The sequence below is a fragment of the Paenibacillus sp. BC26 genome (assembly GCF_900116125.1).
In the GTDB taxonomy this organism is placed as follows: domain Bacteria; phylum Bacillota; class Bacilli; order Paenibacillales; family Paenibacillaceae; genus Paenibacillus_Z; species Paenibacillus_Z lignilyticus.
In genome coordinates this window covers 2097631-2124310 of record NZ_FPAD01000001.1, presented here as the reverse complement: position 1 = coordinate 2124310, position 26680 = coordinate 2097631, and the positions used below count along the sequence as shown (strand labels likewise).

Annotated in this window: 31 protein-coding genes; 2 read left to right on the top strand and 29 right to left on the bottom strand. The window is 47.2% G+C overall.

What is annotated here, in order from left to right; genetic code table 11:
• Positions 1–26: 26 nt before the first annotated feature.
• The 28 genes from BM412_RS09165 to BM412_RS09035 all read right to left on the bottom strand — a co-directional run bounded on the left by BM412_RS09165 (position 27) and on the right by BM412_RS09035 (position 22208).
• The gene (locus BM412_RS09165; RefSeq protein ID WP_091216607.1) at positions 27–392 is read right to left on the bottom strand and encodes an iron chaperone; all 366 of its coding nucleotides are present in this window, start codon (positions 390–392) and stop codon (positions 27–29) included.
• An 11-nt stretch (positions 393–403) separates the two neighbouring features.
• Complete coding sequence (locus BM412_RS09160) at positions 404–871, bottom strand: copper amine oxidase N-terminal domain-containing protein (RefSeq protein ID WP_091216604.1); 468 nt, start codon at positions 869–871, stop codon at positions 404–406.
• Between the two features lie 136 nt (positions 872–1007).
• Positions 1008–1814 (bottom strand): class I SAM-dependent methyltransferase, encoded by an 807-nt coding sequence (locus BM412_RS09155; RefSeq protein ID WP_177245731.1) that lies wholly within the window; start codon positions 1812–1814, stop codon positions 1008–1010.
• Complete coding sequence (locus BM412_RS32080; RefSeq protein WP_177245730.1) at positions 1796–1942, bottom strand: hypothetical protein; 147 nt, start codon at positions 1940–1942, stop codon at positions 1796–1798. Before BM412_RS32080 ends, BM412_RS09155 begins: the two co-directional genes overlap by 19 nt.
• 120 nt (positions 1943–2062) lie before the next feature.
• On the bottom strand, positions 2063–3136 hold the full coding sequence (locus BM412_RS09150) for a phosphotransferase enzyme family protein (protein WP_091216602.1): 1074 nt from the start codon (positions 3134–3136) through the stop codon (positions 2063–2065).
• 147 nt (positions 3137–3283) lie between these two features.
• Positions 3284–3994: a glycerophosphodiester phosphodiesterase gene (locus BM412_RS09145; protein ID WP_091216599.1), complete on the bottom strand. Its 711-nt coding sequence runs from the start codon at positions 3992–3994 to the stop codon at positions 3284–3286.
• A complete protein-coding gene (locus BM412_RS09140) occupies positions 3994–4836 on the bottom strand; it encodes an ABC transporter permease (protein WP_091216596.1) in 843 nt (280 codons plus the stop codon). The genes BM412_RS09145 and BM412_RS09140 overlap by 1 nt, the downstream gene beginning before the upstream one ends.
• Positions 4836–6041, bottom strand: a complete 1206-nt coding sequence (locus BM412_RS09135) for an extracellular solute-binding protein (RefSeq protein WP_091216593.1) — start codon at positions 6039–6041, stop codon at positions 4836–4838. Before BM412_RS09135 ends, BM412_RS09140 begins: the two co-directional genes overlap by 1 nt.
• Before the next feature lie 56 nt (positions 6042–6097).
• Positions 6098–7123 carry an ABC transporter ATP-binding protein gene (locus tag BM412_RS09130; RefSeq protein WP_256256361.1) on the bottom strand — a complete coding sequence of 342 codons (1026 nt, stop codon included), beginning with the start codon at positions 7121–7123 and terminating at the stop codon, positions 6098–6100.
• 132 nt (positions 7124–7255) lie between these two features.
• Positions 7256–8080, bottom strand: a complete 825-nt coding sequence (locus BM412_RS09125) for an ABC transporter permease (RefSeq protein ID WP_091216588.1) — start codon at positions 8078–8080, stop codon at positions 7256–7258.
• A 39-nt stretch (positions 8081–8119) separates the two neighbouring features.
• Positions 8120–9169 carry a LacI family DNA-binding transcriptional regulator gene (locus tag BM412_RS09120; protein ID WP_371264745.1) on the bottom strand — a complete coding sequence of 350 codons (1050 nt, stop codon included), beginning with the start codon at positions 9167–9169 and terminating at the stop codon, positions 8120–8122.
• Positions 9170–9542: 373 nt separating this feature from the next.
• Positions 9543–10481 (bottom strand): mannonate dehydratase, encoded by a 939-nt coding sequence (locus BM412_RS09115; RefSeq protein ID WP_256256360.1) that lies wholly within the window; start codon positions 10479–10481, stop codon positions 9543–9545.
• A 352-nt stretch (positions 10482–10833) separates the two neighbouring features.
• Positions 10834–11175, bottom strand: a complete 342-nt coding sequence (locus BM412_RS09110; RefSeq protein WP_256256203.1) for a carboxymuconolactone decarboxylase family protein — start codon at positions 11173–11175, stop codon at positions 10834–10836.
• Between the two features lie 72 nt (positions 11176–11247).
• Entirely contained in the window at positions 11248–12426 is a 1179-nt protein-coding gene (locus tag BM412_RS09105) for an NAD(P)/FAD-dependent oxidoreductase (protein WP_091216583.1), read from the bottom strand.
• Positions 12427–12445: 19 nt separating this feature from the next.
• Positions 12446–12868 carry a helical membrane plugin domain-containing protein gene (locus BM412_RS09100; RefSeq protein ID WP_091216579.1) on the bottom strand — a complete coding sequence of 141 codons (423 nt, stop codon included), beginning with the start codon at positions 12866–12868 and terminating at the stop codon, positions 12446–12448.
• Positions 12869–13358: 490 nt separating this feature from the next.
• The gene (locus BM412_RS09095; protein WP_091216577.1) at positions 13359–13838 is read right to left on the bottom strand and encodes a carboxymuconolactone decarboxylase family protein; all 480 of its coding nucleotides are present in this window, start codon (positions 13836–13838) and stop codon (positions 13359–13361) included.
• 156 nt (positions 13839–13994) lie between these two features.
• A complete protein-coding gene (locus BM412_RS09090; RefSeq protein ID WP_091216573.1) occupies positions 13995–14726 on the bottom strand; it encodes a type 2 periplasmic-binding domain-containing protein in 732 nt (243 codons plus the stop codon).
• A 155-nt stretch (positions 14727–14881) separates the two neighbouring features.
• Positions 14882–15325, bottom strand: a complete 444-nt coding sequence (locus BM412_RS09085) for a cell wall hydrolase (RefSeq protein WP_091216570.1) — start codon at positions 15323–15325, stop codon at positions 14882–14884.
• Positions 15326–15438: 113 nt separating this feature from the next.
• Positions 15439–15753 (bottom strand): hypothetical protein, encoded by a 315-nt coding sequence (locus tag BM412_RS09080; protein ID WP_091216568.1) that lies wholly within the window; start codon positions 15751–15753, stop codon positions 15439–15441.
• Positions 15750–16115: a DUF6864 domain-containing function gene (locus BM412_RS09075; RefSeq protein ID WP_091216565.1), complete on the bottom strand. Its 366-nt coding sequence runs from the start codon at positions 16113–16115 to the stop codon at positions 15750–15752. The genes BM412_RS09080 and BM412_RS09075 overlap by 4 nt, the downstream gene beginning before the upstream one ends.
• A 152-nt stretch (positions 16116–16267) precedes the next feature.
• A complete protein-coding gene (locus BM412_RS09070; protein ID WP_091216563.1) occupies positions 16268–16744 on the bottom strand; it encodes a GNAT family N-acetyltransferase in 477 nt (158 codons plus the stop codon).
• A gap of 125 nt (positions 16745–16869) precedes the next feature.
• Positions 16870–18230, bottom strand: a protein-coding gene (locus tag BM412_RS09065; RefSeq protein WP_091216562.1) for an IS3 family transposase whose coding sequence is annotated in 2 segments (ribosomal slippage) — positions 16870–17774 and positions 17774–18230 — 1362 coding nt in all. Because the reading frame shifts where the segments join, the coding sequence is not laid out codon by codon here.
• Between the two features lie 83 nt (positions 18231–18313).
• Positions 18314–18952 carry an HD domain-containing protein gene (locus tag BM412_RS09060; RefSeq protein WP_091216559.1) on the bottom strand — a complete coding sequence of 213 codons (639 nt, stop codon included), beginning with the start codon at positions 18950–18952 and terminating at the stop codon, positions 18314–18316.
• A 7-nt stretch (positions 18953–18959) separates the two neighbouring features.
• Positions 18960–19478, bottom strand: coding sequence for a VanZ family protein (locus BM412_RS09055; RefSeq protein ID WP_091216556.1), 519 nt, complete (start codon positions 19476–19478; stop codon positions 18960–18962).
• Positions 19479–19564: 86 nt separating this feature from the next.
• Positions 19565–20134, bottom strand: coding sequence for an SF0329 family protein (locus BM412_RS09050; protein ID WP_091216552.1), 570 nt, complete (start codon positions 20132–20134; stop codon positions 19565–19567).
• Between the two features lie 37 nt (positions 20135–20171).
• The gene (gene map, locus BM412_RS09045; RefSeq protein WP_091216550.1) at positions 20172–20918 is read right to left on the bottom strand and encodes a type I methionyl aminopeptidase; all 747 of its coding nucleotides are present in this window, start codon (positions 20916–20918) and stop codon (positions 20172–20174) included.
• A gap of 122 nt (positions 20919–21040) precedes the next feature.
• Entirely contained in the window at positions 21041–21622 is a 582-nt protein-coding gene (locus tag BM412_RS09040) for a YjgB family protein (protein WP_091216547.1), read from the bottom strand.
• Between the two features lie 118 nt (positions 21623–21740).
• Positions 21741–22208, bottom strand: a complete 468-nt coding sequence (locus BM412_RS09035; protein WP_143111580.1) for a hypothetical protein — start codon at positions 22206–22208, stop codon at positions 21741–21743.
• 254 nt (positions 22209–22462) lie between these two features.
• Between BM412_RS09035 and spoIIP the strand changes: the two genes are divergently transcribed.
• Positions 22463–23944: a stage II sporulation protein P gene (spoIIP, locus tag BM412_RS09030; RefSeq protein WP_091216542.1), complete on the top strand. Its 1482-nt coding sequence runs from the start codon at positions 22463–22465 to the stop codon at positions 23942–23944.
• A 73-nt stretch (positions 23945–24017) separates the two neighbouring features.
• On the opposite strand, the gene BM412_RS09025 is transcribed toward spoIIP, so the two are convergent.
• On the bottom strand, positions 24018–25208 hold the full coding sequence (locus BM412_RS09025) for a glycosyltransferase family 2 protein (RefSeq protein ID WP_091216541.1): 1191 nt from the start codon (positions 25206–25208) through the stop codon (positions 24018–24020).
• A gap of 162 nt (positions 25209–25370) precedes the next feature.
• On the opposite strand from BM412_RS09025, the gene BM412_RS09020 reads away from it, so the two are divergent.
• Positions 25371–26630 carry a sialidase family protein gene (locus BM412_RS09020; RefSeq protein WP_091216538.1) on the top strand — a complete coding sequence of 420 codons (1260 nt, stop codon included), beginning with the start codon at positions 25371–25373 and terminating at the stop codon, positions 26628–26630.
• The last annotated feature ends 50 nt before the right edge of the window (positions 26631–26680 follow it).

Below are 26680 nucleotides of genomic sequence, written 5' to 3'. Positions count from 1 at the left end.
ATTATTATTAGCCTACAATTCCGCTATTAATTGTCTTTACTTCGCTGGTTCTCACTAACACGAAACTTTACGATTTTCTTAATTACATCAAAGGGTATCGGCTTGTTAATTGGAAATTGAACCGATCCCTTCGCTGTTTTATAAGGTGATAGTTCCTCTTGAAACTTTTCAATCCCACTGGGCGTCGGATAGAATCCGATGTGTTTTTCGAAAGCTGCAAAATGGACCAAATTGCCGTTCAACGCGAATGTCGGCATTTGATAACTGATTTTTTCAGTCGCTTCCGGCGCGCAATCGTGAATGAGTTCTCTAAGCTTGTTAAGGATTTCCAGTGTCTCACCGGTAAACTGCGCAATATAATCGTCAATGGTGTTTATTCCACGTTTCTCCATGCTACTTCCTCCTAGTAAAAAATAGATATCTTGTTTTCCTTCGAATTCCACGAAACCTCGGCGCCAAGTTGTTCACTGATAAATCTCAAAGGTATATACGACGTACCGCTAATCACAAAGGCTTTTGACCGTGGAATAATCGACTTTTCATTTAAGAGAATTTCCCCGTCTTTCAAGTTTATTGATATGCGGATTGGAGGAGTGCTACCTTCTTTACCATCGACAATCACAACTTTATTTTTAGTTTCATAGCTTATGGTTGCATTAAGCATGACAAGCAGAGAGCGAAGCGGAATGAAGGTTTGGTTATTCCGGATGATAACACCACTGGTTAACAATAGCGCCTCGCCATTGACTTCTAACGATATTGGTATACCTACCGGTACCGGCATTTTTGCTACAGGCATATTTTGACCTGCTCCAAGTTCTGCATCGGTATTTGTTCCCCATCCCCATAAGGTACCGTCATTCTTTTGCATGATGAAATGACTTACAGCCGCTTGATGTGGAACCGGACTCCGCCGTAGTCGTCGACACACACAATGTCCATGCCAGCATTCCCGCACAAAGTGTACCTAGCCATTTGGAATGCTTCAATTGAGTTCATCCTCCTACTTAAAGTTTTCTTGCTTTGACGACAAACGTTAAAGGAAGCATTTTTGCTTTATGGGTAGCATCATTGTCCTGAGATTGGATAATCGCTTCGTCAGATTCCTCGATCATTTGTTCAATTACAAATCCCGCTCTGGCCAGCGCATTGACATAAGTTGATAGTTTACGATCGGATAAGGTGAGCACAGCTTCATCAAGAGATACCGAATACCAAGATTCATCGAAATAACACTTCTTAAAAACCAACCTATCGCTTTCTGCAACAACACATTTGTGAATCGGATGAGACCAGCTGAATATAAAAACGCCGTCTTCTTTCAAATAAGAAGCGATTCGGCGGAAAGTCCCCTCAAGGTCAGTGGTCCAGCCTATGGCATAAATCGAATATACAAAGTCAAAATAATCCTCCGGTATGCCACATGCTTCTTCCATTGGAGAACAGATCAATTTAGCTGATAGACCGCACGACGTCAAATGCTGTGAAGCCTTTTCGATTTGTTTTGCCGATAAATCGATACCCCAAAGTTCAGATGCGTTGCGCTCCCCCTGATATTGCAGAGATTCACCGTTTCCACAACCGATTTCCAACACCTTTTTTCCCGAGACATCGCCAAAAAGTTGGCATTTTTCTTCGGAAATATAGGATCCGTATAAAGGAAGCACGATTGCACCTAAAAAGTCATTTCCTTGTGTATCCCAATAGCTGCTGTTTGTTTGATGAACCTTATTCTTGTCCATGCCGTCCGTGGCAGCACTATCAAATTCTCTGGCACCTATTACATGAATTCTATTTAAAGACTGTTTTTCCACGTCTGCGCCTCCCCGAAATAAAGTTTCCAGCCTTCCGTAATTGCGAAAACGACAACCGTAATACCGGCAGCCGTTTCATTGGTAGTATTCGATAGCATGGAATAAAGTTCCTTCTTCAAATGTGGCAACAGGAATAAGCCTCCTGCAATCATGCTGCAATATCTGCTTTATCCGCAATAAAGCAAACAACCTTAGTCCGGCGAACCGCCGTGCTAAGGTTGTTTTTCATTTTCAGTCACGTATTAAGACTACAAAATCCGTTTTTCAAACTCAAACGGTTCTTCGTAGGAGTAGATGGCATCGAAGAATCCCATATACGGGATATCGTCTTCCAGGCATTTGATGCGATAAGACAGCTCCTCATCGCACTCCGGCTCTTCGCCGTTGTTTCGCATGACCTCGAAAGCATCCATAATATTTTCCATAAGGTTTACTTGGATAAATAAGGGCAAATGTGCAAGCATTGCATCTTCGATTCCGGTCTCAGATCGGTATCCCGCGAGCACGGTATCATAGTAATCATCCATGAACTTGATGCGTTTACCGACGTCAGGTTCAAATTGGATCCAGCCCATGCCGTTTGTCCAGAGACTGGCCAAGTCAAACATATACCAGCAGTAACAGGAATTATCGAAATCATAAACGGTGATTTGCCCGTTATCATAATCAATCGAATAATTCCCATCATTGTAATCGAAATGGACCATACCGAAAGAATCGTTGTTCTTCTCCAATCCTTCCAAAGTTCTAAGAAGTCCTAACAGCTTCTCCTTCAGCAGAGGTAGTGAAGCGGGAACGAGTGTACCGATATATTCCGCATTGTATTTGTCATTGAAACTATACCGGCGCTGGACAGGAGTATATCCTTTGGATACTTGATGCAGCTTCCCGAGGACTTTACCGCAGTTATAGTAATATTCGGTAATAGGAACTCCGTCCCGGTACCGATAATGATTATCCGCAAGCATTTTCCCTGGGGCCTTTTTGAACAGGCATATAAAAAAGGGTTGATTAAGATGAATGATCTCTTCCAGCAGATTCCCGTTCAGGGAGTTGACGACATCTGAAACATGTCCGCCATGCGCGAATAAATACCTGACGTACTCAAGTTCACTTAGAAAATCTTCGCGGTTTCTGTCATTTAAGAAGGCGATTCTGAGTACTTTTGCATCGCTACCCTCTCTCTCACAGGTATAAACGACATTACGCCCTCCTAGATGTGCACGAACCGGTTTGATCGCATAGCCTTCTAATCCGTACAACTCTGTTACGGTTGAAAGTAAATAGGCATCACTGATGCTGACAACCTCGTTATAATTTATATAATCTCCTCCTGTACAATTGTTGCAACTTTCAAGACTTCCACTTGGTTCAACGGATACTTTCGGAATATTCGACAGTTGGAATAAAATCCCTTCATCGGTTCTAGAAAACTACCCGTCAAGGGAGTTACGCGGACTTCATTCTCGTTAACCGACAACTACTTGCCTCACGTGTACCAATGCCTCAACATTGCGTGTTGTGATAGAATGAACACCCCATTCCGCGTATTTGCGCATTAACGTTTCATCCTCAACAGTCCAAACATATACGGGCAGTCCCAATCCATCGGCATATTCCACAAACTCTTGCCGCAGAAGACCGTGATAAATATTCACTCCAAAGCAGGATGCTTCGCGGGCATCCGCACAAGTTTGAACCATCGCTTCCCGGTAAGGCAAGGTCTTGAACAGCTCGATGTTGGCGTTAAGGAGCTTGTGCATGCCCGGCTGCAGTCGCTCGGCCAGCAGCGCCCTTTGCAGCTCGCAACCTGAGAAGAAAGCCTGCTGCGACATGCCGAATTTGCGGACCAATGCCGCAGCCGGTGCAATCGCCGCATCAACCTTCAAATCCAGATTCACGATTTTGCCGGATGCTTGAACGAGCTGCAACATGTCTTCCAGCTTAAGGAGACCGTTTAATTCCGCGTATGCCATTCCGGCAATACTCACCTTCAGCCCATCAGAGTTAAACCATTCGTCGTCATGTGCCAGAACGGGAATCCCGTCCCTGGTCACCCGAATATCCTCTTCCACCACGTCCGCACCAAGCTCGAGTCCGATTTGAACCGAACGAAGCGTATGTGCTTCCGCGTTCATGCATCCGGCGTGAGCCGTAATCAGCGGAAAGTTTCGTACCATTACGAACGCGCCCCCTCTTCCTTTATCATACTGCGAATGTAGAAGTAACCCATGAACGAGCAAAGCAGAAAGGTGAAGAACGCGAGTGCAGAAGCCTTCTCCTTCTCCTGAAATACGCCGAAAATTTGCTCCATAGAGACGCCGAGCATTTGCGGTGCATTTGGACCAAGAAGGAACGGCGCAGTGAACGAGCCGATTACGCCCATGAAGACGAAGGTTACCGCCACAAGCAGCGTTTTGTATGTGAGCGGTATGATAAAGCGGCTAAATAGTCGGAATCTCCCTGCGCCTACGTCCTTCGCGCTTTCCATCACCGAATCCGGAATACCTGCCAAGGCTGAACCAAGCAGCATGGTAGTGAAAGGAATGTTAAACCATAGATTAGCAATAATGATGCCTTTCATATCGAAAATAAAACGTGGAATTCCGCTGCCGCCAAGCAACATTACCCATCGCGATACCCAGCCATGGTTTCCCAGCAACTGTATCAAACCGTACGTCGCGATGACCGTAGGAATAAACATCGGAATCATGTACATATTCCGAATCCACCCGACTAATTTGCCTTTATTGAAACGCATGTAAGCAGCTAGCGCATAACTAACGATAAGGACGATTACGACCGATATAACCGTCACTTCCAGCGAAAAAATAATATTGGACCGCATCAGCTTGTCGGTAAATAGGTACTTATAATTCGACAAGTCGATGCCGCCCTCCTTATTGGTCAGGCTCTCCTTGAACGAAACCGCGATTGGGATGACGACCGTCACGAACAGCAACAGAAAAGAGGGGATGACCAGAAGCAATCCCAGTATCCCCATTTTCACTTGTTTCTTCATCATTGCGCCGCTACGTCGCTTTGCCAACGTTTATTGATCTCACTGCCCAAATCGCCGATGTTGAAGGTCCGAAAGCCTTCAGCTACGCCTTTGAAGGAATCCTGGATGTCCTGCGGCATGTTCGACAGCTGGATGCCCGGGAAACCGTGCATCTTGGTCACGACGACGGATTGCGCTTCCGGCGACAGTACGAAGTTCAGAAACTCATTGACCGCATCCTTCTTCTCGGACAGCTTCGGCACCATCAGGTACGTCGGACCGCCATTGAAGCCTGGGGTAATTTGCGTAATTTTTGTCGTATCCGGCAGCTGGCCGTTACCGATTTGCTCAAGCGCCATGTCCGACCATGCCGGGATCATGTCCACTTCGCCGCTGATTAGCAGATCCAGCGTGCCTTGGTTTTTCTTGGGATAGATACCTTTACCATACACGTATTTGCCCAGATCTTTCAATGTATCGAAACCATTGCCCCACTGCTGTTCAATGCTCGGGTCTGAATTGTGAATGGCGTCTTCAGGGAGCTTGTCATACAGCGTCGTTGTTACAAACGAACTGCCCGCGCCGCCTGTGGACGGGTCGTTGTAAGCGAAGCGTTCCGGATTCGCCTTGATCCATGCGAACAACTCGTCGAGTGTTTTCGGAGGCGTCTGTACCTTCTCGCTGTTGTATGCGAGCACGACGGCGGACGAACGATACGGAACAGCCAAGTTGGATACGTCCGTCATTGTATTGGCGTCAACGGAAGCGAGGTTGCTGATTTTGTCCGGATCCAGCGTTTCCCACAACTCATCCTTCTGTCCTTGCGTTACATTGCTCAACCCATCCTCGTACAGATCAATGTCTCCGGATCCTTTGCCTGCTTGTTTTGCCGCGAGAATGCGGTCGTAGGTCGGCTGCGCACCGGTACCGGACGGAATATATACTTCTTTAACCTTAATGTTCGGATGGTCCTTCTCAAACATAGGTACAAGCGTGTCCCATAAATTCTTGACGTTCTCCGAGCCCGTGAAATAGAAGCTGAACTCGACGGGTTCGGCCGAAGTATTCGTTGCAGCCTCATTGCCGCCGGCATTTGTCGCACTGGAGGTGTTTGCTGCTCCTGCGTTGGCATTGTCCGAATTATTCGTGTTTCCGCATCCGGCGAGAAGACTTGCGGTAACGGTCGTTAATGTCAGTAAAGTAAGAGTTGATTTTTTGTTGAACATGCTTAATTGCCTCCCTGGCATTGAGTTTTTTAGGATCTCGCTTGGGTTTCGAATGCTTAGACTTCCGGATACGTAATGACTTTCTTGAAGCTCACATAAATCTGGTCTCCGGAAGTTAGCTCCTTGACGGCATCCCTTGGCTGAAACGCCCGAATGACGCCATGCTCCGGTAAGTGGATCGATACTTCGGCATAGTGGCCCAGAACCATAATCTGCTTGACGATACCGGGTAAGCTCTCTTTTTCTTGTCTCGACATGATGACATCTTCTGGCCGGATTGCCAGCCATCCCCCGCCTGACAACGATTTGGAATTTGGAAACCTCAACTTCCCTACCATGACTTGGCCTTCCGAAACCACCCCTTTCAAAAAGTTCATTTTGCCTATAAATTGGGCGACATACAGCGTGCTTGGCTCATCGTAAATCTCTTGCGGGGAAGCGATCTGCTCGATTTTGCCATGATTCATGACGACGATGCGGTCGGAAATCGACAACGCTTCTTCCTGGTCATGCGTGACGAATACCATTGTGAGGCCGGTCTCCGCTTGAATCTCACGCAGTTCCTCCCTCATTTCATGCCGAAGCTTCGCGTCCAGCGCAGAGAACGGCTCATCGAGCAGAAGAACTGCCGGCTTCAAGAGCAAGGATCTCGCTAGCGCGATACGCTGCTGTTGCCCGCCTGACAGCTGGCCTGGATATTTGTTCTCGGCGTCCGGTAAGCGAACGAGCTTCAGAACGTCATTGACTGCCTTGCGGATGTCGGCCTTCTTCATTTTCCGTATTTTAAGACCGAATGCCAGATTATCGAACACTGTCATATGCGGCCATAGATTGTAGCTCTGAAACACCATCGAGGTTGGACGTTTCTCCGGCGGGGACTTGAGCACGCTCACGCCTTCAATCCGAATATCGCCGGAATCCGGTTCGAGAAACCCGCCGATGCTGCGCAGCACCGTAGTTTTGCCGCAGCCGGAAGGGCCAAGAAGCGTAACGAGCTCGCCCTTATGCACATCAAGCGATATCGAGGTGACGCCTTCGCCTGTGCGGTAACGTTTAGACAGTTGATGAACGGAGAGTTGTATTACTCGACTGTCTCGTACGGGCTGAACCTCTTGTTTGTCGCGAATAGTTGGAATGCTCTGAATTTCATGAACGTCTTGAGTGCTCTGAACCATACTCACAACAGCCTCCTTGTTCTTGCGATACCTGCTTCGTTATTTCAATGTAAACCCGCTGGACATAACATCTGCGCTTACGAATCGTTTGGCGGCGAGCAACAGAATGATTGTCGGTGCAGTCAGAATGATGGAGAACACCGCGCCAGCGTAGGCAGGATAATCGCTAATAATGGAATACATGACAATCGGCATCGTTTTGTAATTCGGGATACCAACGAGGAACGTCCCCTGCGCTTCATCAAGAGAGTTAAGGAATGTGAAGATAGAGGCAACTATGATGCCGGGCAATGCCATTGGCAACGTGATTTTGAGAAATACACGGATCGGGCCGGCTCCCACGTCTCTCGCCGATTCTTCCTGCGCTTGATGCACATTCCGGAAGGCGGCGGTCGGGATCCAAGTCATGAACATGAGCACATTGATCATATGGATCAACACGACTCCAAGGAGCGTATTCATCAAGCCGAGCTTGTAGAAAAGCACCGCGATCGAGACATACAGCCCCATCTTCGGAAAAGCATGCGTCAGCAGAAACGAGAATAGGAAGAAACGACTGAACGGGAACCGAATACGAGCGAACGCATACGCTGCCGGGATGCATAACACGATGGATAGCCCCGTTACAATAGAAGCAATCATGAAGGATAAGCCGATGGATTGCGGGATGTCCTCCTGTTTGAAGACGAAGGTCCACCATTTCATGGACCATTGATGCGGCATGACATCCGGGTAATTCCATTTTCCGGTGAATGCCAGAATAGCTAAGTTTAGCAGCGGTCCCATAAAGAAAATAACGAAGATGACAAGCACGATAAATTCTATGATTTTTCTTGTTCCAAGTAGCTTGAAATACCAGCGCATGAAGAGCTATCGCCTCTTTCGTCAGAATAATAGGGTTTGTTATTTGGTTGACTGTCTGATGATCAACCGGGGAATCAACTGCTTGGGTTGTGCAATGTTTGGTTCCTGCCGAATCAATTGGTCCAAGAGCCGGACGGCCTGTGTGCCCATCTCCCCTGTATCTACTTTGACTGTCGTCAAGGACGGCGCGAACATTGTCGCGAAATCCACGTCATCGAATCCAATCACGGAGACTTGCTCGGGAATACGAACCGACTTCTCCATTAGAAATTTCATCGCGCCCATTGCGAGCATATCGTTTGTGGCGAAGAGCGCCGTGTACCCGTCTTCTATAAATGGCTTCCATTGACAGCCCATGATCTCGTACCCTTCTTCAAAGGTCGAAGTGGATGCGGAATGAATCGCCGCATCGGATTCTTGAATACCCGTCTGCGTGATATAAGTCATAAATCCCTTTAAGCGCAAATGATGACTTCGATGACTTTGCGGGCCAGCGATGACGAATATTCGTTTATGTCCGGTTTGCGTCAAATGCTCGGCAACCATCCTGCCGCCTTCTTCGTCATGGTTCACGATATGGATAACGCCATCGACGTCCGTCGACCCATTCACCATGACGAATGGGATACCGAAGTTCGTGATATGATCAATGACATTTTGCTGCAGTCTGCTGATCAGAATGAGCCCATCCACCCGTTTCTCGATCATGAAGTCGGCCGAACGATACGACATATCATGATCCGTTGTAACGAAAATCGAGTAGTTCAACTTCGCCGATTCCAACATGACGGCGTCGACGATTTTCCCATAGAACGGATGTGATGCAATTGGATGATCTCGTCTGTACAAGAGCAGCCCAATGTTATGCGTCCTTTGCGACACCATAGCCCTTGCGACTGCATTGGGTTTATATTGCAATTCCTCAATGAGCCCATGCACCTTGTCGCGCGCTTCCTGGCTGGAATATCCATTCCCGGAAATAATCCTCGACACGGTGGATTTAGACACTCCGGCACGCCGGGCGATTTCTTTGATGGTCGGATTGTCCACGCTGCACTCCCTTTCACTGCTGTGAGACCGTTCCCACATGGGAACGTTCCCATGTATATAGATTAATGAGCAGATGTTTTTACTGCGTTAAACCGAGCCTAAGGAATTGTAAATCTAGCGCTATAAATGTCCAAGAAAATGTAAAAACCACCGAACACTATCAAGATTTCGGTGGTTTTGTGTAAAATGTAAATTTAGTTATAAATCCGGGTACTCACTTCGAAGTTAGGATGCCGGTCATGCGTCTGTAGATAAAATAAAAGCTGCCCGGGATTCCGCGGCAGCTTTTGTTAGGCTGGTTTCTCATAGTTCCTATTCTATTTTTCCCCAAGCAATGGTCCCGTGCTTCGACTAGTTTACCACACTATTATTGGGAGAGGTGATTTCTCAATCTTTCATCTGTTGCTTCCCTCTATTCCAGAAGCTCCAACGCATTCAACAAACCTTGCATATAGCCCACGGCATGCGCGCGTGCGCGATGTCCCCATGCAGAATCATTAATGACATGGGGTACGTGATCGTCCATTAAGAAACCGGTGAACCCGGATCGTTTGAGCTCCCGCAACACTTCTGCCGGATGATAGTTTCCTTCTCCCAGGAAGCACTCTTGGAACTTCGGCATAGTGCCCTGCACGTCGCGAAAATGCACATAACAAATTTTATTGCTCGGGCCGAAATGCTGAATCATTTCCATGACATTCGCAGCTCCGTAGACCATCTCCGAACAGCAGCCCAGGCACAAATTCAATCCCCATGCATCGCTATTCGCCAACGCCTCCGCTTTCTTGAAGTTCTCCACTTTATAAAAAATTCTGGCCGTTCCGTCAAGCATGGCAACCGGCGGGTCGTCCGGATGCAGCGCAAGCCGCACACCTGATTGTTCAGCGACAGGAATCACGGCTTTTAGGAAATAAGCGTAGTTCTCCCACATGACTGCTTCGTCAGGTATTCGCACTTCTCGATTTGCAGCATACTTAACCTGGTTGATGCCATTGGCCGCAACGGCAAGATCGAAAGCTGTACACATGGCTCCGCCCCGGCCCGGCTCAGAAGAAGTCCGCCAAACGAAATTAGGCATGAAGTGATGGCCGAGGATTGGAATCCCAACACTCCCCATATGACGGATTATCGTGCAATAGTTCTCGATCTGCTCGTCCCTGCCGGGCAAACCGAGCATAATTTTGTCGTAGAAACGAATGGGAACATTTTCAATGGATTCCAAGAACAATCCGTTGTCTTCGCAAGTTTTCTTTAAAGCATATAAATCCTCGTACGCCCAACAGGATTCTCCGGGTAGATTCGGGGTGTTAAGCTGCATACTCGTTACACCTAATTGCTTGGCAAAAGTCATTGTTTCAGGAGTCAGCTCTTGCATTTGTCCTAAGGCAATCCGCATGTTTTGCTTCACACTTACTCACCGTCCAAGTCCAAATTTTAACTCACATTATTACAGTGTACGAGCAGCGGCGAGCGTTATGTCTATCAAGCAGATCACTTCCGTCTCGCCTACTCCGGGGATGTAACCGGTTGGCTGTAACACCATAATAAGACAAGTTATTTTACTTGGATAGGTGGAAAGTTTATTGTTACTCTGAAACCCGAGTCAGGCGTCCCGTTTCAGTCTTAAAGGCTACGTTAATCCGGTCCCATCCGTTGACTGACACGATCAAGAAACTGAGGTCCGAGATTTCTTGTTCGGAAAATTACTCTCGAACATCATCATATACTTCGATAGGAACGCCATCTTCAGGTAAATGAGTCAGAATTTCGGTCCATGTCAGAGCAGCACATTCCCGTGGAGTAAATAAAGCCGATTCCCGCCATGTTGCAACTTGATTCATGCGAAGCTCGCTCTCACCATGCTTCTTTGCTTGTGTGATGTGCAATCCCAGGCAAAACTCACATCCGTTTAATTGCGAAGTCCTGATCGAAACGAGATCGATTAATTTCGCATCCATCGTGCTTTCCCCCAAGGCATGGGTGAAAGCCAAGAACTTTTTGAAGAGGTTGGGTGATTGCTGAGCGAAATTCACACGTTGTGACATAGCTGCTGTGCCTCTCTTTACGGAAGTTTTTTGATTAGAAGATGTGACGAGTCCAACAACCGATAACCGAGCTTAGTAAGCCAGTAAGGATAATCCTTTGATATGCGTCAAGTAGCGAACATCGCTCGCTTTTTTCATCAAGGTTGCCGGCAATCCTTTTAATTCGATGCCGCTTTCGCCAATTATTCCAATGCCGTCCTTGCGCCCTAAGCTGGCGAGCGAACCGGAATTGACCGGCTCGAACGCAGCCATTTTGGTGCCATTAAAATATGCATGCAGGTTCTCACCGACATGCTCGCCCATTTGCCAGGCCAACTGGGCGGTCGGCGGATACGGTTGGCCGTCCGGCCCGAAGACGACGGCGCAGTCTCCGGCAAGGAATACATCCGAATGCGAGACAGATTGCAAGAATTCGTTGACCGTCGCACGGCCGCGATTGACTTCAATTCCGCAGTTCGCTACGAGCGAATTGCCTTGCACGCCGCCTGTCCATATGAAGGTGCCCGTTTCAATAGCCCTGCCGTCGCTCAGGCTGACCGTCGATCCATTCACTTCCGTAATCGTAAGTCCCGTCAGAAATTGAACGCGGCGAGCTTCAAGGCTCGTTACCGCACGCTCGATCAGGTCCGAAGAGAAGGTGGAGAGAACGGTTGATCTCGCTTCGACCAGGAACATGGACACTTCAGTAAAGTCGACGCCATGCGTGCGGCAGATGCCCGGCAGTTCGTCTGCCAACTCGCCAACGAGTTCGACGCCTGTCAGGCCGCCGCCGCCGATGACGAAAGTCGCATCCGCTTTGTTTTTCGACTTCGCATACGCAGCGATTCGTCCATGAACATGAGCGAAAATCCGCTTCGCGTCGTCGACCGATTTCAGCGTCAAGCTATTCTCCTGCAATCCTCGAATACCGAAGTAGTTCGTTTCGCTGCCGAGCGCAAGCACAAGCGCGTCGTAAGCGATTGAAGTGCCATTGTTCAGAATAACTTGGCGGCCATCCGGATCAATCTTGGACACGGTGCCGATCTTAAGGTCGATATTTTTGCCTTTGAATAACTTTGCGAGCGGCAAAGCGACGGCTTTCTCCGCGATGTTGCCTGCCGCCAGACGATGAAGTTCCGTAATAATTTGATGCGTTTCATACCGATTAATGACAGTAATCGCTGCTTCCTCCGCCGTGAATTGCTCGCGAGCGGAAAGCGCGCTGAGAAGTCCGCCGTAACCTGCACCCAAAATTACGATCTGCTTGCTCATGTCCCCATCTCCCTATTTATTATTTTCTTCTTTCGCCGAGTACATCCAAGTATGCTTTACTGAAGCGCAGCACCCGTTGAAGCTCAGGGTCTTTGAACATTCTCAGCATACCGAACAAGCCGATCTTGGACGTGTCTTGCTCCATGCGATTTCCGGCTTCGATGGCTGCCGACGCGTAATGCTTCGCTTTTTGTTCAATAGGCTTCACTACTTCCTTGACTGCGCCTACCGTGTCCTGAATCAACACACGGTCTCCCGCTACTTTCGTTGCCAAATCATATGTTTTCGTAAGCAGCGTCGTCATCTCGACGAGCTTTGGCAAGTTTTGAACCAGAATCTCCAAAGCCTCTTCTACTTCCGGCTTCAACAATTGATCTAATACGTCAGCCTGCTCGGCATTCAAATCGGATTCGTTTGGTGTAGGAATGGCTGTTTCCACCATGTCAATTCTCCTCCTTTAGTCTCCACGTACGTGAAAAACTTCACAATATGGCGCGTGGAATGAACCGCAAGGAAACAAGTCCGCAATGTCGGCTTTGAAATCATTCCTTGTTGTCCCCTCCATGTTTCTATAAATAAGACGATTGTAGACGGCAATGTGTGACATGCTTCAAGCAGGAGAATGAAGCGTAAAAACTTTAACGGTTGCCAGCGAGGCTAATTTGTAATAATAAGCGCTTTTACAAGGCTAACGGTTGTGACAGACGTTATTTGCAGCTAATTGGTCCATTTCCAGTGGAAACCGATTAAATAAGCTCGCTGGCAACCGTTAGCTTATACAAAGGGGCTATTTAGGCCAAATAACGGCTGCCATAACCGTTAGAGTTCGAATGAGACTAAGATCGACGCGTAATATCACCGAAATTTTCTAGACACACTGAAAGAACCCTATATAGGGTTCTTTGTTTGGTACATAGCTTCGCATTCTTTGGTTAGCTTAATCCTGCTTTCGTCAGTCCGTATGCTTCGTCGGCTGAACCCGGTACACTCTTGAAGCCGATGCTTATGCGATTCCAAGCATTAATGGCCATGATCGAGAAGGTCAGATCCGATAGTTCTTTGTCCGATAAATGTTCACGAACCTGGTTATATACCTCGTCACTCACGCCATGTTCAGGCAGCTTCGTCAGAATCTCGGTCCATTCCAGCGCTGCGCGCTCTCGCGGACTAAACAGCGTCGATTCCCGCCAAATGGGAAGGTGATAGAGACGAAGCTCTCTTTCGCCATGTATCTTGGCTTCCTTGGAGTGCATGTCCACGCAGAATCCGCACCCGTTCATTTGCGAAGCTCGGAGGTGAATCAGATCGAGGATGCTTTTCTCAATCGCACTATCCTTCTCTGCGCCGCTAAGCGCTATAAGCCTTTTGAAAAACTCCGGCGATTGCTGCATATAATTCACCCGTTGTGTCATACCTGTAACCCTCTTTTCGAATGGTAATGGAAGTTATCAGAACGAACTTTGTATATCGCTCGAAGCCGTCCCTCTCCTGCTTTATAATTCGCAACTCCCATCGGTTTAATTCTCAACATGATCAAGATTGGGCCAAGTCGCAGCCGGGATTGGCAGCTACTCGTTGAGCATCAAATTCACTTTATTTTGCAAGAGCCTCGCTACATCCTCTGCCGACTTCTGACCGCTAAAGAAAGACTCCGATTCCTGATAAATCATTTCTTGCAGATCCAAATCAGATGGTGTGAAATTCCAGTGATTCGCATGCATGAGCGAGCTTTTTAACTGATCCGGCATGCCTTTCTTCATCGTCACCTCGGTATCAAATTCTGTCCTGAGCTTGCCGGCGTTTGCAATTTTTTGCGCCATCAAATCATAGGCATTCTGGTTAATCGGAAAGCCATGCTTGGTATTCGAAACGGAAGCCGACTGTTCTTGGTCTTCCATCAGAAACTGTAGAAAATCCCAAGCTGCCTGCTGATGTACAGTATTCGCATTAATGCCTACTGTGCCAAACGTCGTGAAATAGCCTAAAACTTCATCCAAATCTTTACCGGAAGATGGTGTCGCTAGCAGGTCTATATCCACATTTGGATGCAGCATTTCGTATTTTTTGACTGCAGCTTTCATTTGATCGCTTAAATAATAAGTCGCGAACGACAGATGGACAGGGCTTGAATCGTTTTCATTCTGTGATGGCTGCTGTTCTTGTGATGCATTCATGGTTGGGGGCGAAGCGGATTCATTGGTTGTACCGCTAGTCTTCGGTGTCTCACTAATGGCCTGGTTATTACTGCAAGCTGAAAGTACTGCCGCCGTACTTACCATGATCCAAACAAGCTTCTTCATACGCTCTTCCTCGTTTCTAAATGAATGTGTGCTGGATAGGTTACTTTCACACTATAGAAGTGAAATGTGTCCAAATTCTCTTCCATATGTCTACAAAATGTCTTCATTTCGCAAAAAAAAGAAAAGCCCGTTCCCGGACTTTTCTTCCCTGACATTTAAAAAGTATTGTATATGTTCTCACATTCTTGCCCTGTCGGTTCATAAAAGCAATGCTTCTTCCATCGACCTGCGAACGGCTGATTATACCAAGTTGGCGGGCATGGGCCCGGATTGTCGAACGATCCCGGACGGAAATACCAGAGTGAGAATTTACCCGGCCAGTTCCGCTCCCCGTTCACTGCCCGTTGCGCCAGGCGGCGTTCCCTCTCTCTTGCACCTTGATAATACAAGCCATGCTGCAGCGCTTCGAACGCATGCGGCTGGTTGATCATTTGCGGTATCGTCCGGAGGTCTTTAAAATCGGAGCAATTCGCTCTTATTCGGTTAATGCCAACATTTCCAACAAGGAGCATGCCCATCTCGCCTTCGGTCTCAGCTTCAGCTCGAAGCAACCTTGCCAGCATATCAATATCCTGTTTTCTGGCCTTTACGACTGCCATTGGCTCACCTCTTTAGATTTCTAGACTCATCATATTGTGAGAGGAGCGGATATGTTACTCAGGCAGCATAATCTTCTATGTTATTGAGGAATAGACAAGCAATGGGAACGATGCTAGCCTCCGCTGTCCTTAGATTTCGAACCGATCAAATAACCGATGATCGTCGATTCTACCGGAAGCACCACGAGCGTCCACATTTCCTTCAAACCAAAATCAGGTGACCGATATTGATCGGGGATCAACGTATAAACCAGCGCGATGAGAAGAACGCCAAGCGTAATCGTGCCAACGATATACAGACGGACGTTCTCGCCCGAGCCGAAGAATTTGCCGAGGAAACCAAGCTCTGCTTTGCGTTTATCATTCTCGGCGTTTGCCGCAATGATCTTGCCGGCTACGCGCGGATCCTGTATTTCGATTTTGTTCATGCAGGCACGACCCCCTCGCCCGAGAAGAATGTGAAGGCCAGTGTCCAGGACGTCGCATCGTAATTGATGGTCACTTCGTAACTTAGCGAGAGTTTGCGGTTGTTTAAGACGCCGAGTTGGATCATATCTTGATTGCCGGTCGGCTTGCCCCGCGGAAAATTGACGCAAGCGATGCGGACTTCATTGTATCGAACCAGCCGGATATCCGTCATGAAGTCGTCTCGTTCCGATTCCTGTTCAATACAGAATACGAACGTCAGCGGATCGTTCTCTTCCGACAACACGATTTCAATCGGATTCATACCGTAGGCGAGTACGCGGCCGTGATAAACGGCTTCGAAGCCGCCGGACGTTATTTTCATCGTTATCCCTCCGCAGCGAATGTCATCGAACAAGCTCACTATTACAGTGTACGAGCATGCGTGGGAGTTCATGTCTTTTAGGATTAGGCATCTTTGTGTCCGGGGCTGCTTCTACAGCAATTAATCTTTGTTCGTACTTGAATCAAAGTATTTCACGGGATTCCCCTTACTGTCCCTTTCATTCGGATTACTTTCCCGTCTTGTTCCAAACCCATTTCCTGCATGCCATTGTTATGATAGAAACGTAATGCGGATCGATTAGTAGAGGAAACCAGAAGCTGATATTCCTTAATGCCATTGTTTTCAAAGAACCGAAGCGCGTATTCGTGGAGTTCCTTACCTAATCCGATCCCGCGTTTTTCAGGAACCAAGTAATAAAGATGGACATAACCGATTTTGCGATCATTGACTTCTTTGATTGTAAGCTCAAGCTGGCCGATCGGTATTTCGTTTTCCATTGCTACTACTAGTCCGCCTGGAAATTGCTTTGATTTTTCGCTTACCCATTCGATATATTCCTCTTCATTCCCGAAGTCCTGATCGGAACCGAAACTGACAATAAAGGAATCTCTGCGAAACGCAATTATGAACGTTCTATGTTGGATGACATCGATCGGTTCAAAACGCAACTAAATTCCCCCTAATAGAGCGATACAACTACCGAGTATATTCGTGCAATGATAACGCAATCCTGCCCATATAAAAAAACGGCAGCCATATCGTGAAGTGACCCCTTAAAGTTAGACAAATATTTTTAGGCAACCTGTTGGGCATGAGTTCGGTATTGTACCGGACTCATGCCTTTTAATTTTGCCTTGATACGTTTGTGATTGTAGTAGTTCATGTATCGTGACAGCTCTAGCTTAAAGTGATCTACACTTTCGAATTCATTAAGATATAGAAACTCCGACTTCATAATGCCAAAAAAGTTCTCCATTACCGCATTATCGTAACAATTGCCTTTACGAGACATGCTTTGAGTAATTCCTTTTTTCTTCAAAGCATGCTGGTACTGTTTCATTTGATAGTGCCAGCCTTGATCCGAATGCAGGAGAAGTGCATCCTCTTCAGATAAGCGTTTAAATGCCTGATTCAGCATTTCAGAGACTAGGGAGTAGGTAGGGCGAGACGCTACTGTATACGTGATAATTTCACCGTTATACAAGTCCAGCACTGGTGATACGTACAGCTTTTCTCCAAACAACTTAAATTCCGTAATATCTGTAACCCATTTTTCATTAGGTTTCTGAGCTTTAAAGTTACGATCGAGTACATTAGGGGCTATTTTACCGACAGTCCCTTTGTATGAACGATACTTCTTCATGCGAACAATTGATTTCAATCCTAGCTCTTTCATGATACGCTGCACTTTTTTATGATTAACCCGATAGTTCCGATTCAAGAGCTCATCACGGATACGACGATAGCCGTAAAGGCCTTTATGCTCCTCGTAGATGCTCTGAATGAGGCGTTTCAGTTCTGCATCAGGATCAGGCTTGTCTAACTGTTTAACCCAGTAGTAGAACGTACTACGAGGAATTTCTGCGAGCTCTAGCAACGCATTCACCGGAAATTCAAGCCTTAATTCATAGACTACTTGCGCTTTGTCTTGTTTGGTGATTTTTCTTTGTTTTGAACTAAGGCATTCAACTTTTTTAAGTACGCGTTTTCCATACGCAGACGTTCTATTTCAGCTTGGAGGGCTTCCACTGATCCTTCGGTGGGTTCTTGTTTTTTCGTAATCTTTTTGCTCTTATCTGTCACGGGTAGACGCCCCTTTTTCTTTGATTTCAGGGCGTCTAGTCCATGTTCATGGTATTGGCTGCGCCATTTTCTAATGATCCCTGGAGAGGAAATATTGAAAATGACAGCTGCTTCATTTGGAGACGTCCCATTCTCGTTCATGTAGTTGAGTACGTCTAGTTTATATGCCGTAGAGTAAGCTGTATAGGTTTTTTCAAAAGCTTTTACACCGTGATATTCGTATTGCCTAATCCACATACGTAAAACTTCATGATTTATCCCTAATGATTTTGCAATGCTCTTGACCCCTTCAGTACCATCTTGATACCTGTGAATGGCACTCAATTTCTCATCTAAACTGAAATAAGGCAAAAAAACTGCACCTCCATTGTTAGTCGTGTCTAACAAATGGGGTGCAGTTCAATCGATGGCCGCCGTTGATATCGTAATGCTGTCTACTCATCCCATCTGGAATGAAGAACACTATGGCAGAAATTAGGTCGCTTATAGCCCGGAAGAAGCAGCTCGCAGACATCCGCGTTAATGTTGCCGTATGTCGTTTCCGGCTTGTGTTTGAAGCCCTCCAGAAAAGCATGCAAGATCTTGTGCTTGAAATTGTTCCGAGGAAATGCCTCGACGATTTGCTGCCGCGCTTCTTTTGAAATCAGATCGAAGTTCTTCCCCACCACATCATAGCCGACGCCGAAATTCATAAGGGCCACTTCCGCTTCCTTATATTCCACAATTCCTATGGTTGTATGAAGGGCAACGGCATCCCACACCAGCCGAATATAATCCTCCGGAACGCCGCGACTTTGGAGAAAATCGCGGGCAGCATTTGCCCCATCGACTTCAAAACGTTTGTCATCGCTTCGAAATTTGGGAGTGAGGCCAATATCATGAAATAACGAACTGATATATAGCAATTCAGGATCGTATTTAATCTGCTTCCGGTTACCGTTCATAGCCGCAAACAGAAATACCCGATTCGAATGATTCCACAACAGATCGTCGCCATGCTCACGCAATAATTCTGCTGCTTCAACGGCTAACTTACTGTCGGGAATCTTAATATCCGCAATCAAACTCGACATCGGCAAACTACTCCTTTAGTTCAACATCTCGTCGTATCGATATCGTTCCCATTAACCGTACGAACAACACCACGGCCGTGTATCCGATCAAGCCGCCGCTTGAATTCAGAATAAGGTCGTCGACATCAAATCGTCCGATGGCGAACAAGATCTGCGCGCTTTCCAGACATAAGCTTAATCCGAATGATCGGAAGAAAGCGCCGATAACAGATCCGCCTTTATTAGGGGACATCAAACCGATGAACATACCGAATGGTATGAAGATCACGATATTCCCATACAAGTTGATCAGATTATGACTGGATTGGACATGAATCGCCGTGGTTATTTCTTTAAAGGGAATCAAATTTCCACTCTGCAAACGACTGCTTATATATGCCGGGCTTGCTAAACTCTCCTTCAGTTGAAGCCAAAGCCATGTGAAGTCAATTGAGCCGAACTTGAACAATATAATTTTGATCAAAGCATACATATATAAAACAAACAGCCCGTGGATGAATACATGATTCCTTCTGTTTTTTTCCATGCCCCAACCTCCTTATCCTGCACTAATGATAAGGAAAAGTTATTAAATAGGAGCTGGGGGAATAATAAAATTATTCTTAAACCGCTCTACACCGTACTTAGCCGAAGTTCATAAAAATACTGCACGCTGGGATGCTTTAATTTGATCTTCTCGCTCAAGTTTAGAAGGCGTTTCTTTCCGACTCGCCTGTCCATCAAAGCTAGTATATTCAATAGGATATCAGCACTCTCTAAGCTTTCCTCTATAGGACGGGCCAGAAACTTATTAGCTTCGACGGTAAAGTTGGATTTACTTAATGCTGCTTGTGCCGACAGAAGCTCTTTTGCAAGCTCCGATATTTTTCTGCCTCTTGCAATAACCTGCAGACGGTCCTCCGGAACGAGCCCCTTGGTCTCTATTCGGATTGCTTCAATGACTTCCCGATGGATTGGAATTTGAATAGCAGCGTCATTCTTGATTTCCTGCTCGGTCTGATACCATCTAATTAATGTCGTTGCATCATTCATGTTGAGTACGTTCTTTCTGTCTACCGCAATATAACAATGACCTGCTTTGTCAGGTGAATACCGGTAGCTGGTTGCGCGGTATTCGACCCTCCCCATTAACGCAGGACTAAGAAAGCTTTCCAGTTGTTGCTTCAGTTTGCTCCAGGACATATAATCCTCCGATGTTCTAAAAGACAGCAGTCCAGGACTACGCGACAGTCACGATGATGGGCTGATTCTTTGTAATGATTACCGTATGCTCATGCTGCGCCGTAAAACTATTGTCAGGTACACATAACGTCCACCCATCCTGCTGTTCAACGGCATAAGCGGCACCGGTCGATAAAAAAGGTTCAATTGTAATAACCATGCCCTCTTTCAAGACACGTTTATCATGTTTGTTATAAAAGGGAAGAATTTCCGTTGGGGCTTCATGCAGCGATTTACCAACACCGTGACTGCACAGATTTTTAATAATCGTGTAGCCGCCTTTTGCAGCTTCGCCTTCAATGATCCGACCAATCTCGTTCAGTCTTACGCCATGCTTAAGGGAAGAGATCACCTTCATCATCGTATCGTGCGTGTATTGACAGAGGTGGGTTAAAGCCGGGTTGTAAGGCGGCATTGGAAAAGAGTGCCCTGCATCCGCATAATAACCTCCGAGTTCAGCTGAAACATCGATATTGATTAAATCGCCGGGTTGAATCTTTCGATTTCCCGGGATTCCATGGGCAACCTCGCGGTTAATACTAATGCAAGTGTAGCCGGGAAAGTTATACACCGACTTTGGTGCAGCCACTGCGCCATGCTTTTTCAAAAACCGGCCTCCAAATTCATCGAGTTCCTTCGTCGTCATTCCAACACGTGCGTGATGTTTCATTGCATCGATCGTCAAGGCAACGATTTTGCCGATTTCCTTCAGACCGTCGATATCGTTTTGAGATCCTACCGTCATATCATGACCTCCGGTTTATAGATGACTCCATTCTACCACATAGGGAAGAAATCCGTTATTCCGGCCATTGGGAATGAAAAAGCCGCCTCTCGGGGAGGCGGCTAAACGTGATTTGAAACCCATTAACGTTTCAGCAGGTTAATATGATCGAGATTCGTACTGGAATTGAATATAAACGCCAGTTTGTATGCACCGCGGATGTAAGTGATCTTCTGTTGCACCAATGAACCGTTGCGAATCTTGACAGATCCGGCAGGAGCTCCCCACGCTCCGATGAGCATGCGTTTCGTAATTCCGCCGATATTCGTCTCCCGTTCGATATTCGTCCCGAAGTAGCGGATTTCCCTAATCTTGTTCAGCTTATAAGCGACGGCATATCCGGGGTGCCCCATCTCGGCATGGTACAAGTCGAACCCGTCCGCGTCCGTTCGCTGCTTGTCTGGTTGGCCGATAAGTCCAAGAACGTTCTTCCGGGTGCTTACCCCGACTTTCAACCCGTTCACCGAGCCGGGAAACCTGCCGTTCAGCGCAGGCTTGTAGAAGCTGTTAAGTACCTTCTTCGCCATTGCCGCGTCAGAAGCGCTTACTTGCCGCGCAGGCTTCGCTGCTTCATTGGCATTGGCCGGAGCGGCTTCTGTAAGTCCGGCTATAAGTAACAAGCTGGAGAGTAATACGGCTAGCGCGTTTCGTAATATTCGGTTCATGATTGGATTGAGCAACCTCCTGTGTACGTGGTCGAGCCGATATTACAGCTCATCTCCGATAATTTACCCCCGCGCCAACCTGATTATTACTCCCCATTTTCGAAGTTAACCTTAGCCGTTAAAACATTTTAAGAATCGGCATAATGGATTTGATCATCCCGTAGCCCATTTTCATCATGGGAAAGGTTTTGCCCATATTCCCCATTACTCCCATGAAACTCTCAAAGTTCCCAAAGCCTCCGGCTAATCCACTGCCAATACTACCTCCGCCTAAGCCACCGGCCAATCCACTGCCAATACTACCTCCGCCCAAGCCACCGGCACCGGAAAAGAGGCTGCCTATACCACCGCCAAACATAGACTTGCCACCAACCATAGACCCCAGCAAGCCGGGTATAAACCCGGAAACCGCAGCTTTACCACCACGTTTAGTTGAGATCATCTTAGTTGTGTATGGACTCCTCTGGCCGGATACAATCAGTTGCCCGCTCTTTGCTTCCGTAACAAAGCCCCAATAAGCGCTCCCGTCCTTTAGTTCGATATAGACCGGTTGGCCGATCCATTGCTTTGCGCTGTTCTTGGTCATCTTTGATTTTACAGCCATCAATCATCACCTCTTTTCTACAGGTACTACAATCTATTCACACGCTACCAAGCCGTCTGTACGCACGTGCCCTATTTCGAACGGACTGGTTTGAATTGGGTTGAAAAAACAATCATTTCATCGTTTTTATGTTATTTCCAGAAATATAGCATTGAGATCCTGGCGAAAGTTTCTTATTTTTAAGAGGCTGTCGTTTTTTGTGTTGCTAGATTTGACAACTAGATTAGAGGTGGAAGATGAAAAGACCGATTATTGCATTGTTGACGCTATTGTTCATATTTTCTCTTACGACCCCGGCTTCTCATGCGGCACCTGCAACGATTCAATTGTACCTTGAAGGAAAAAAGCTCAGCTCGCCCGTTGCCCCGCGCTTGGTCCATCAGACCACGATGGTGCCAATTCGTGCCATTGCCGAAGGTTTAGGCGTAAACGTAACATGGAATAAGAAGAGTCAGATTGCAACTCTCTCCAATGCAGATACGACAATCGTACTGCCGATTAACGGGACCTATGCGATTCTGGGCGGAAAAACGATACGGTTGGAGCAGCCGCCAATTGTCGTTAACGGGGTAACGTTACTCCCGATTCGTTTCGTCGCCGAAAACTTGGGTCTTGTCGTGAAGTGGGACGCTTCAGCTTACGCAGTACGTCTATTTAGAACGAATAGCGATGTATCCGGCAGTGACCCTGCCACTGATCCGAGCGTGCCCGCAATACCTCCGGATCAATATCCCGCGCTGCAGTCGATGCTAGCGGACAATAATTTATTCACTATTGCCACTAACGGGAGATTCACGCCCAGCATTACTGCAGCAAATGACCCGGATCGCCTGGTCATCAATTTGCCCGGCGTAACATTTAATGGGCTTATTAGCGAGCCGGCCGAGAATACAATGGGTGAAGTGAACGTTTCTTCGAACAACGCCTATATCTCTAAAGTTCGTTATCAACTCAAAGATTCGGAAACATCGACTATTCAAGTCGTAGTGGATTTAAAACAGAAAGTGAGCTATCAAATCGAAAACACCGGGGATCCTTCTAAATTGGTTGTTCGTTTGGTCGCGAAGACGGCGACGAATCCGAATGCGAAGTCGGCGATCTATATTTATCAATCGCATAATCGGGAATCGTGGATCCCCGAATTGCCCGGTGTAACGAATCCCGATCTGGCATACAATGCGACGACAAATGTTGCTATGTTAGGCGCACGGTTGACCGGTGTCCTACAAGCAATGGGCGCGGAGGTTTATCATACTTCCTACGACTACGCATCTATCTATGGCAGCCAATTTAATTACGGGAAATCCTATGTTTACTCGGAGAAATCGATTATTAATCAACTGGCTCAGCATCCGCAAATCAAGTATCTCTTTGATATTCATCGCGATACGAGTCCCCGTAGAGAGACGACAGTCAACATTCGCGGCACGAACTACGCCAAATTATATTTTGTCATCGGGCTCGAGAACCCGAACTGGAAGCAGAACGATGCTTTCGCCAAAAAATTACAAGCGCTGGTCACGGCCAATTACCCCGGTCTGTCCAGAGGAATCTACTATAAAGATACCAGCGTCGGCAACGGGTGGTATAATCAGAACTACTCGCCTGCCAGCGCGTTAATCGAAGTCGGCGGAACGGCAAATACGCTTGCCGAATCGAACCGGACGATGGATATTTTGGCCCAAGCCATCAACCAAATTCGATTGAGCGGGCAATAATCAATAGAGTTACACAAAAAAAAGAGCGTTCGCACGCTCTTTTTTTTTTATAGCCCAGCTTGCTTGAAACAGCCTACAATGAAGCCCTAATAAATGCCTGCATACTCGAGCGAACGGTCATGGTCTGATACAAATGCGTAATCGTTCGCGATGTCGTGATTTCCTTATTGTAAAACGAGACGGATGAAGTCACTCCCGCATCCATGAGCTTCGATTCTTTTAGGTTACGAATGAATGTAGCATCCGCCGGCGCGTGCTCGCTGTCGAAAATAATGCACCATTCGCTTTTTGCTCTTCCAAGTGCCTTGTGCAGAGCATAGTTGATTGAATGATTGACATAATACAAGATGCGCACCCGAGGGTCGTGGAACGGTTCTACGATCTCTTCTAATTCTTTTTGCGTCGTCAGGCTGACGATAATGATCTCGCAGTTGGTTTCATACTGGTCAATGATGTTCCCAAGCGCAGTATGCGCACGGGCCACTTCACCCGGTTTAACAATGAACAACGCACTAAACAGCAGCGGCAAGTTTCTTCTCTGGCGTGTTTCATAATGGGACCTGTGAACCTCGTTCCAGCATAAGCGGTGCTTCGAGATATCGTTTGCAATGTGCGTAGATAAGCTAAACGGAGAATTAATCCGATAATCCATCAGTTCGACAGGCACATACTTGATATCGCAATAATCGGTCATCCGCAGCCAATAATCGTAATCTTGAATATATTTGAACCGATATCCGTCTACGAGAAGGCAATACTCCGCACGATGAATGAAGGCCGGCCCGATAATGCAACCGTCAAGCAATGCCTCCTTGGGACGGTTCTGCCAACTGCGCAGCGTGCGGAGAAACTCAGGCGTATGCGCGGGTTCGCCGTTCTCGAAGATTTGATTGAAGCTGCTGTACACGATGCCCACATTAGGAGCCGCCCGATCCATTTCGGTCACTAACGTGCCCAAAAATTGCCGGTAATAAATGTTGTCTGTCGACACCCACGTCAAGTATTCGAAACCTTGGTCCATTAAGATTTCAAATCCATAATTAAGCGCGAATGCTACGCCCTGATTGACCGGATAGGAAACGATCGTGACGCGGCGATCTCCGGCTGTACACTCCTGAATAAGCGGCAGCAGCTCAGGAGCTCCATCGATGACAATCAGGAAAGTAAAGTCTCGAAAAGATTGATTGCGTACCGTTTGAATCGCCAATCGGATAAAAGCTTCGTTCTGATAATAAACCGGCATGACAACGCCGACTTTCGCCATGCTCCAGCACCCCTTCCATCTATACTAATCTATGAAAAAATTACGATGGCCGAGATGGTCAGAGTGCACATTTTATAGCGAATAAACGATTAACTGATATCGAATAGGACGAACTTAAACGAAATAGGATGAATTAATACGTTTATTAGGGGATGGAGGCCAATGACAAATTTTAATTTTCAAGTGACAACCGGAATACTGCCGAAATATGAGCCAAGCATCGCGGTCAATCTTCTCATTCCGGGCATCATGGTGGCTACAGCGACTGACCATACGGACGGGGAGTCGCCTAAAGTAGGACTCTATCGTTCATTGAACGGAGGCAGCACCTGGACTACCACCTTGCTTCCACTCCCGCCCGGAATATTTACCGGAGCGGAATGCGCATCTGTAGCCTACAAATTTCCAAACACCTTTATCGTCAGTGCCCATGTCTTCCCCGGCCATCAATTCGGGTCGACGTTTGTCTATATTTCTAACGATAATGGCGCTACGTTCAGCGATCCGATACTTGTCGCCCCTGGCTACGGAACGTACATCAATAATGATGAGACCTTTCTGATTGCCGATAACGGACAATCTAGTCCCTACTTGGGCAATGTTTATGTCGTCAGGGCCGATCAGTTCAATGTAGCGAACGGAGGCAATATTACGGCTTTCTTAGACCGTTCGCGAGATGGAGGCTTGACCTGGGATACGCCTATTCTGCTCTCCAAAATCACAGATAAAGTGAGAAGACCGGCCGTAACGGTAGATTTAATGGGAATCGTCTATGCGGGCTGGATTACAGTCAACGCGCCAAATGACAGCTACTATATTCGGCGTTCGCTGGATGGTGGCACGACCTTCGGCGCGCCAATTCTTGTCTCTCCCGTCGACCCGGTTCCATTGGTGCTTCCGGTACCTAACTACGGTTTCAGAGTACTTACCTATCCGAGTATATCCTGCGACCGGTCAATCGGACCTAATACCGGCGCGGTATATGCCGTGTGGCAGGATAACCGCGAAGGCTACGCGGACATCTTCATGGCGAAATCTACCAATGAAGGGGTAACGTGGTCGGCGCCGTTCAGTATTACCGCTGCTCCCGCCGGTTCGCAGAACTTCTTCCCTTTCATCGACGTGGATCCGTTAACGGGCGTAGTCAATGTCGTTTATTACAGCAATCAAGTGAATGGGTTCGATCTCGACGTGTTTGTGGCGCGGTCCATTAACGGCGGGCAAACGTTTACGAATACGAGAATCACAAACGTCTCCTTCAGCCCGAATACCGGGCAGGTCGGCCCGACCCCCGTGTCCACGATCGGCGATTATATCACGATCACAAGCGTTCCTCCCGGCGGCTATATTGCCACTTGGATGAGCACCGCCCCGGGATCGCAAACGATATTTACCGGATATTCGGATATCATCATCCCTTAGCTATTGTGTTTTAATATAAGAAAGCTGCCGAATTTTCGGCAGCTTTCTTT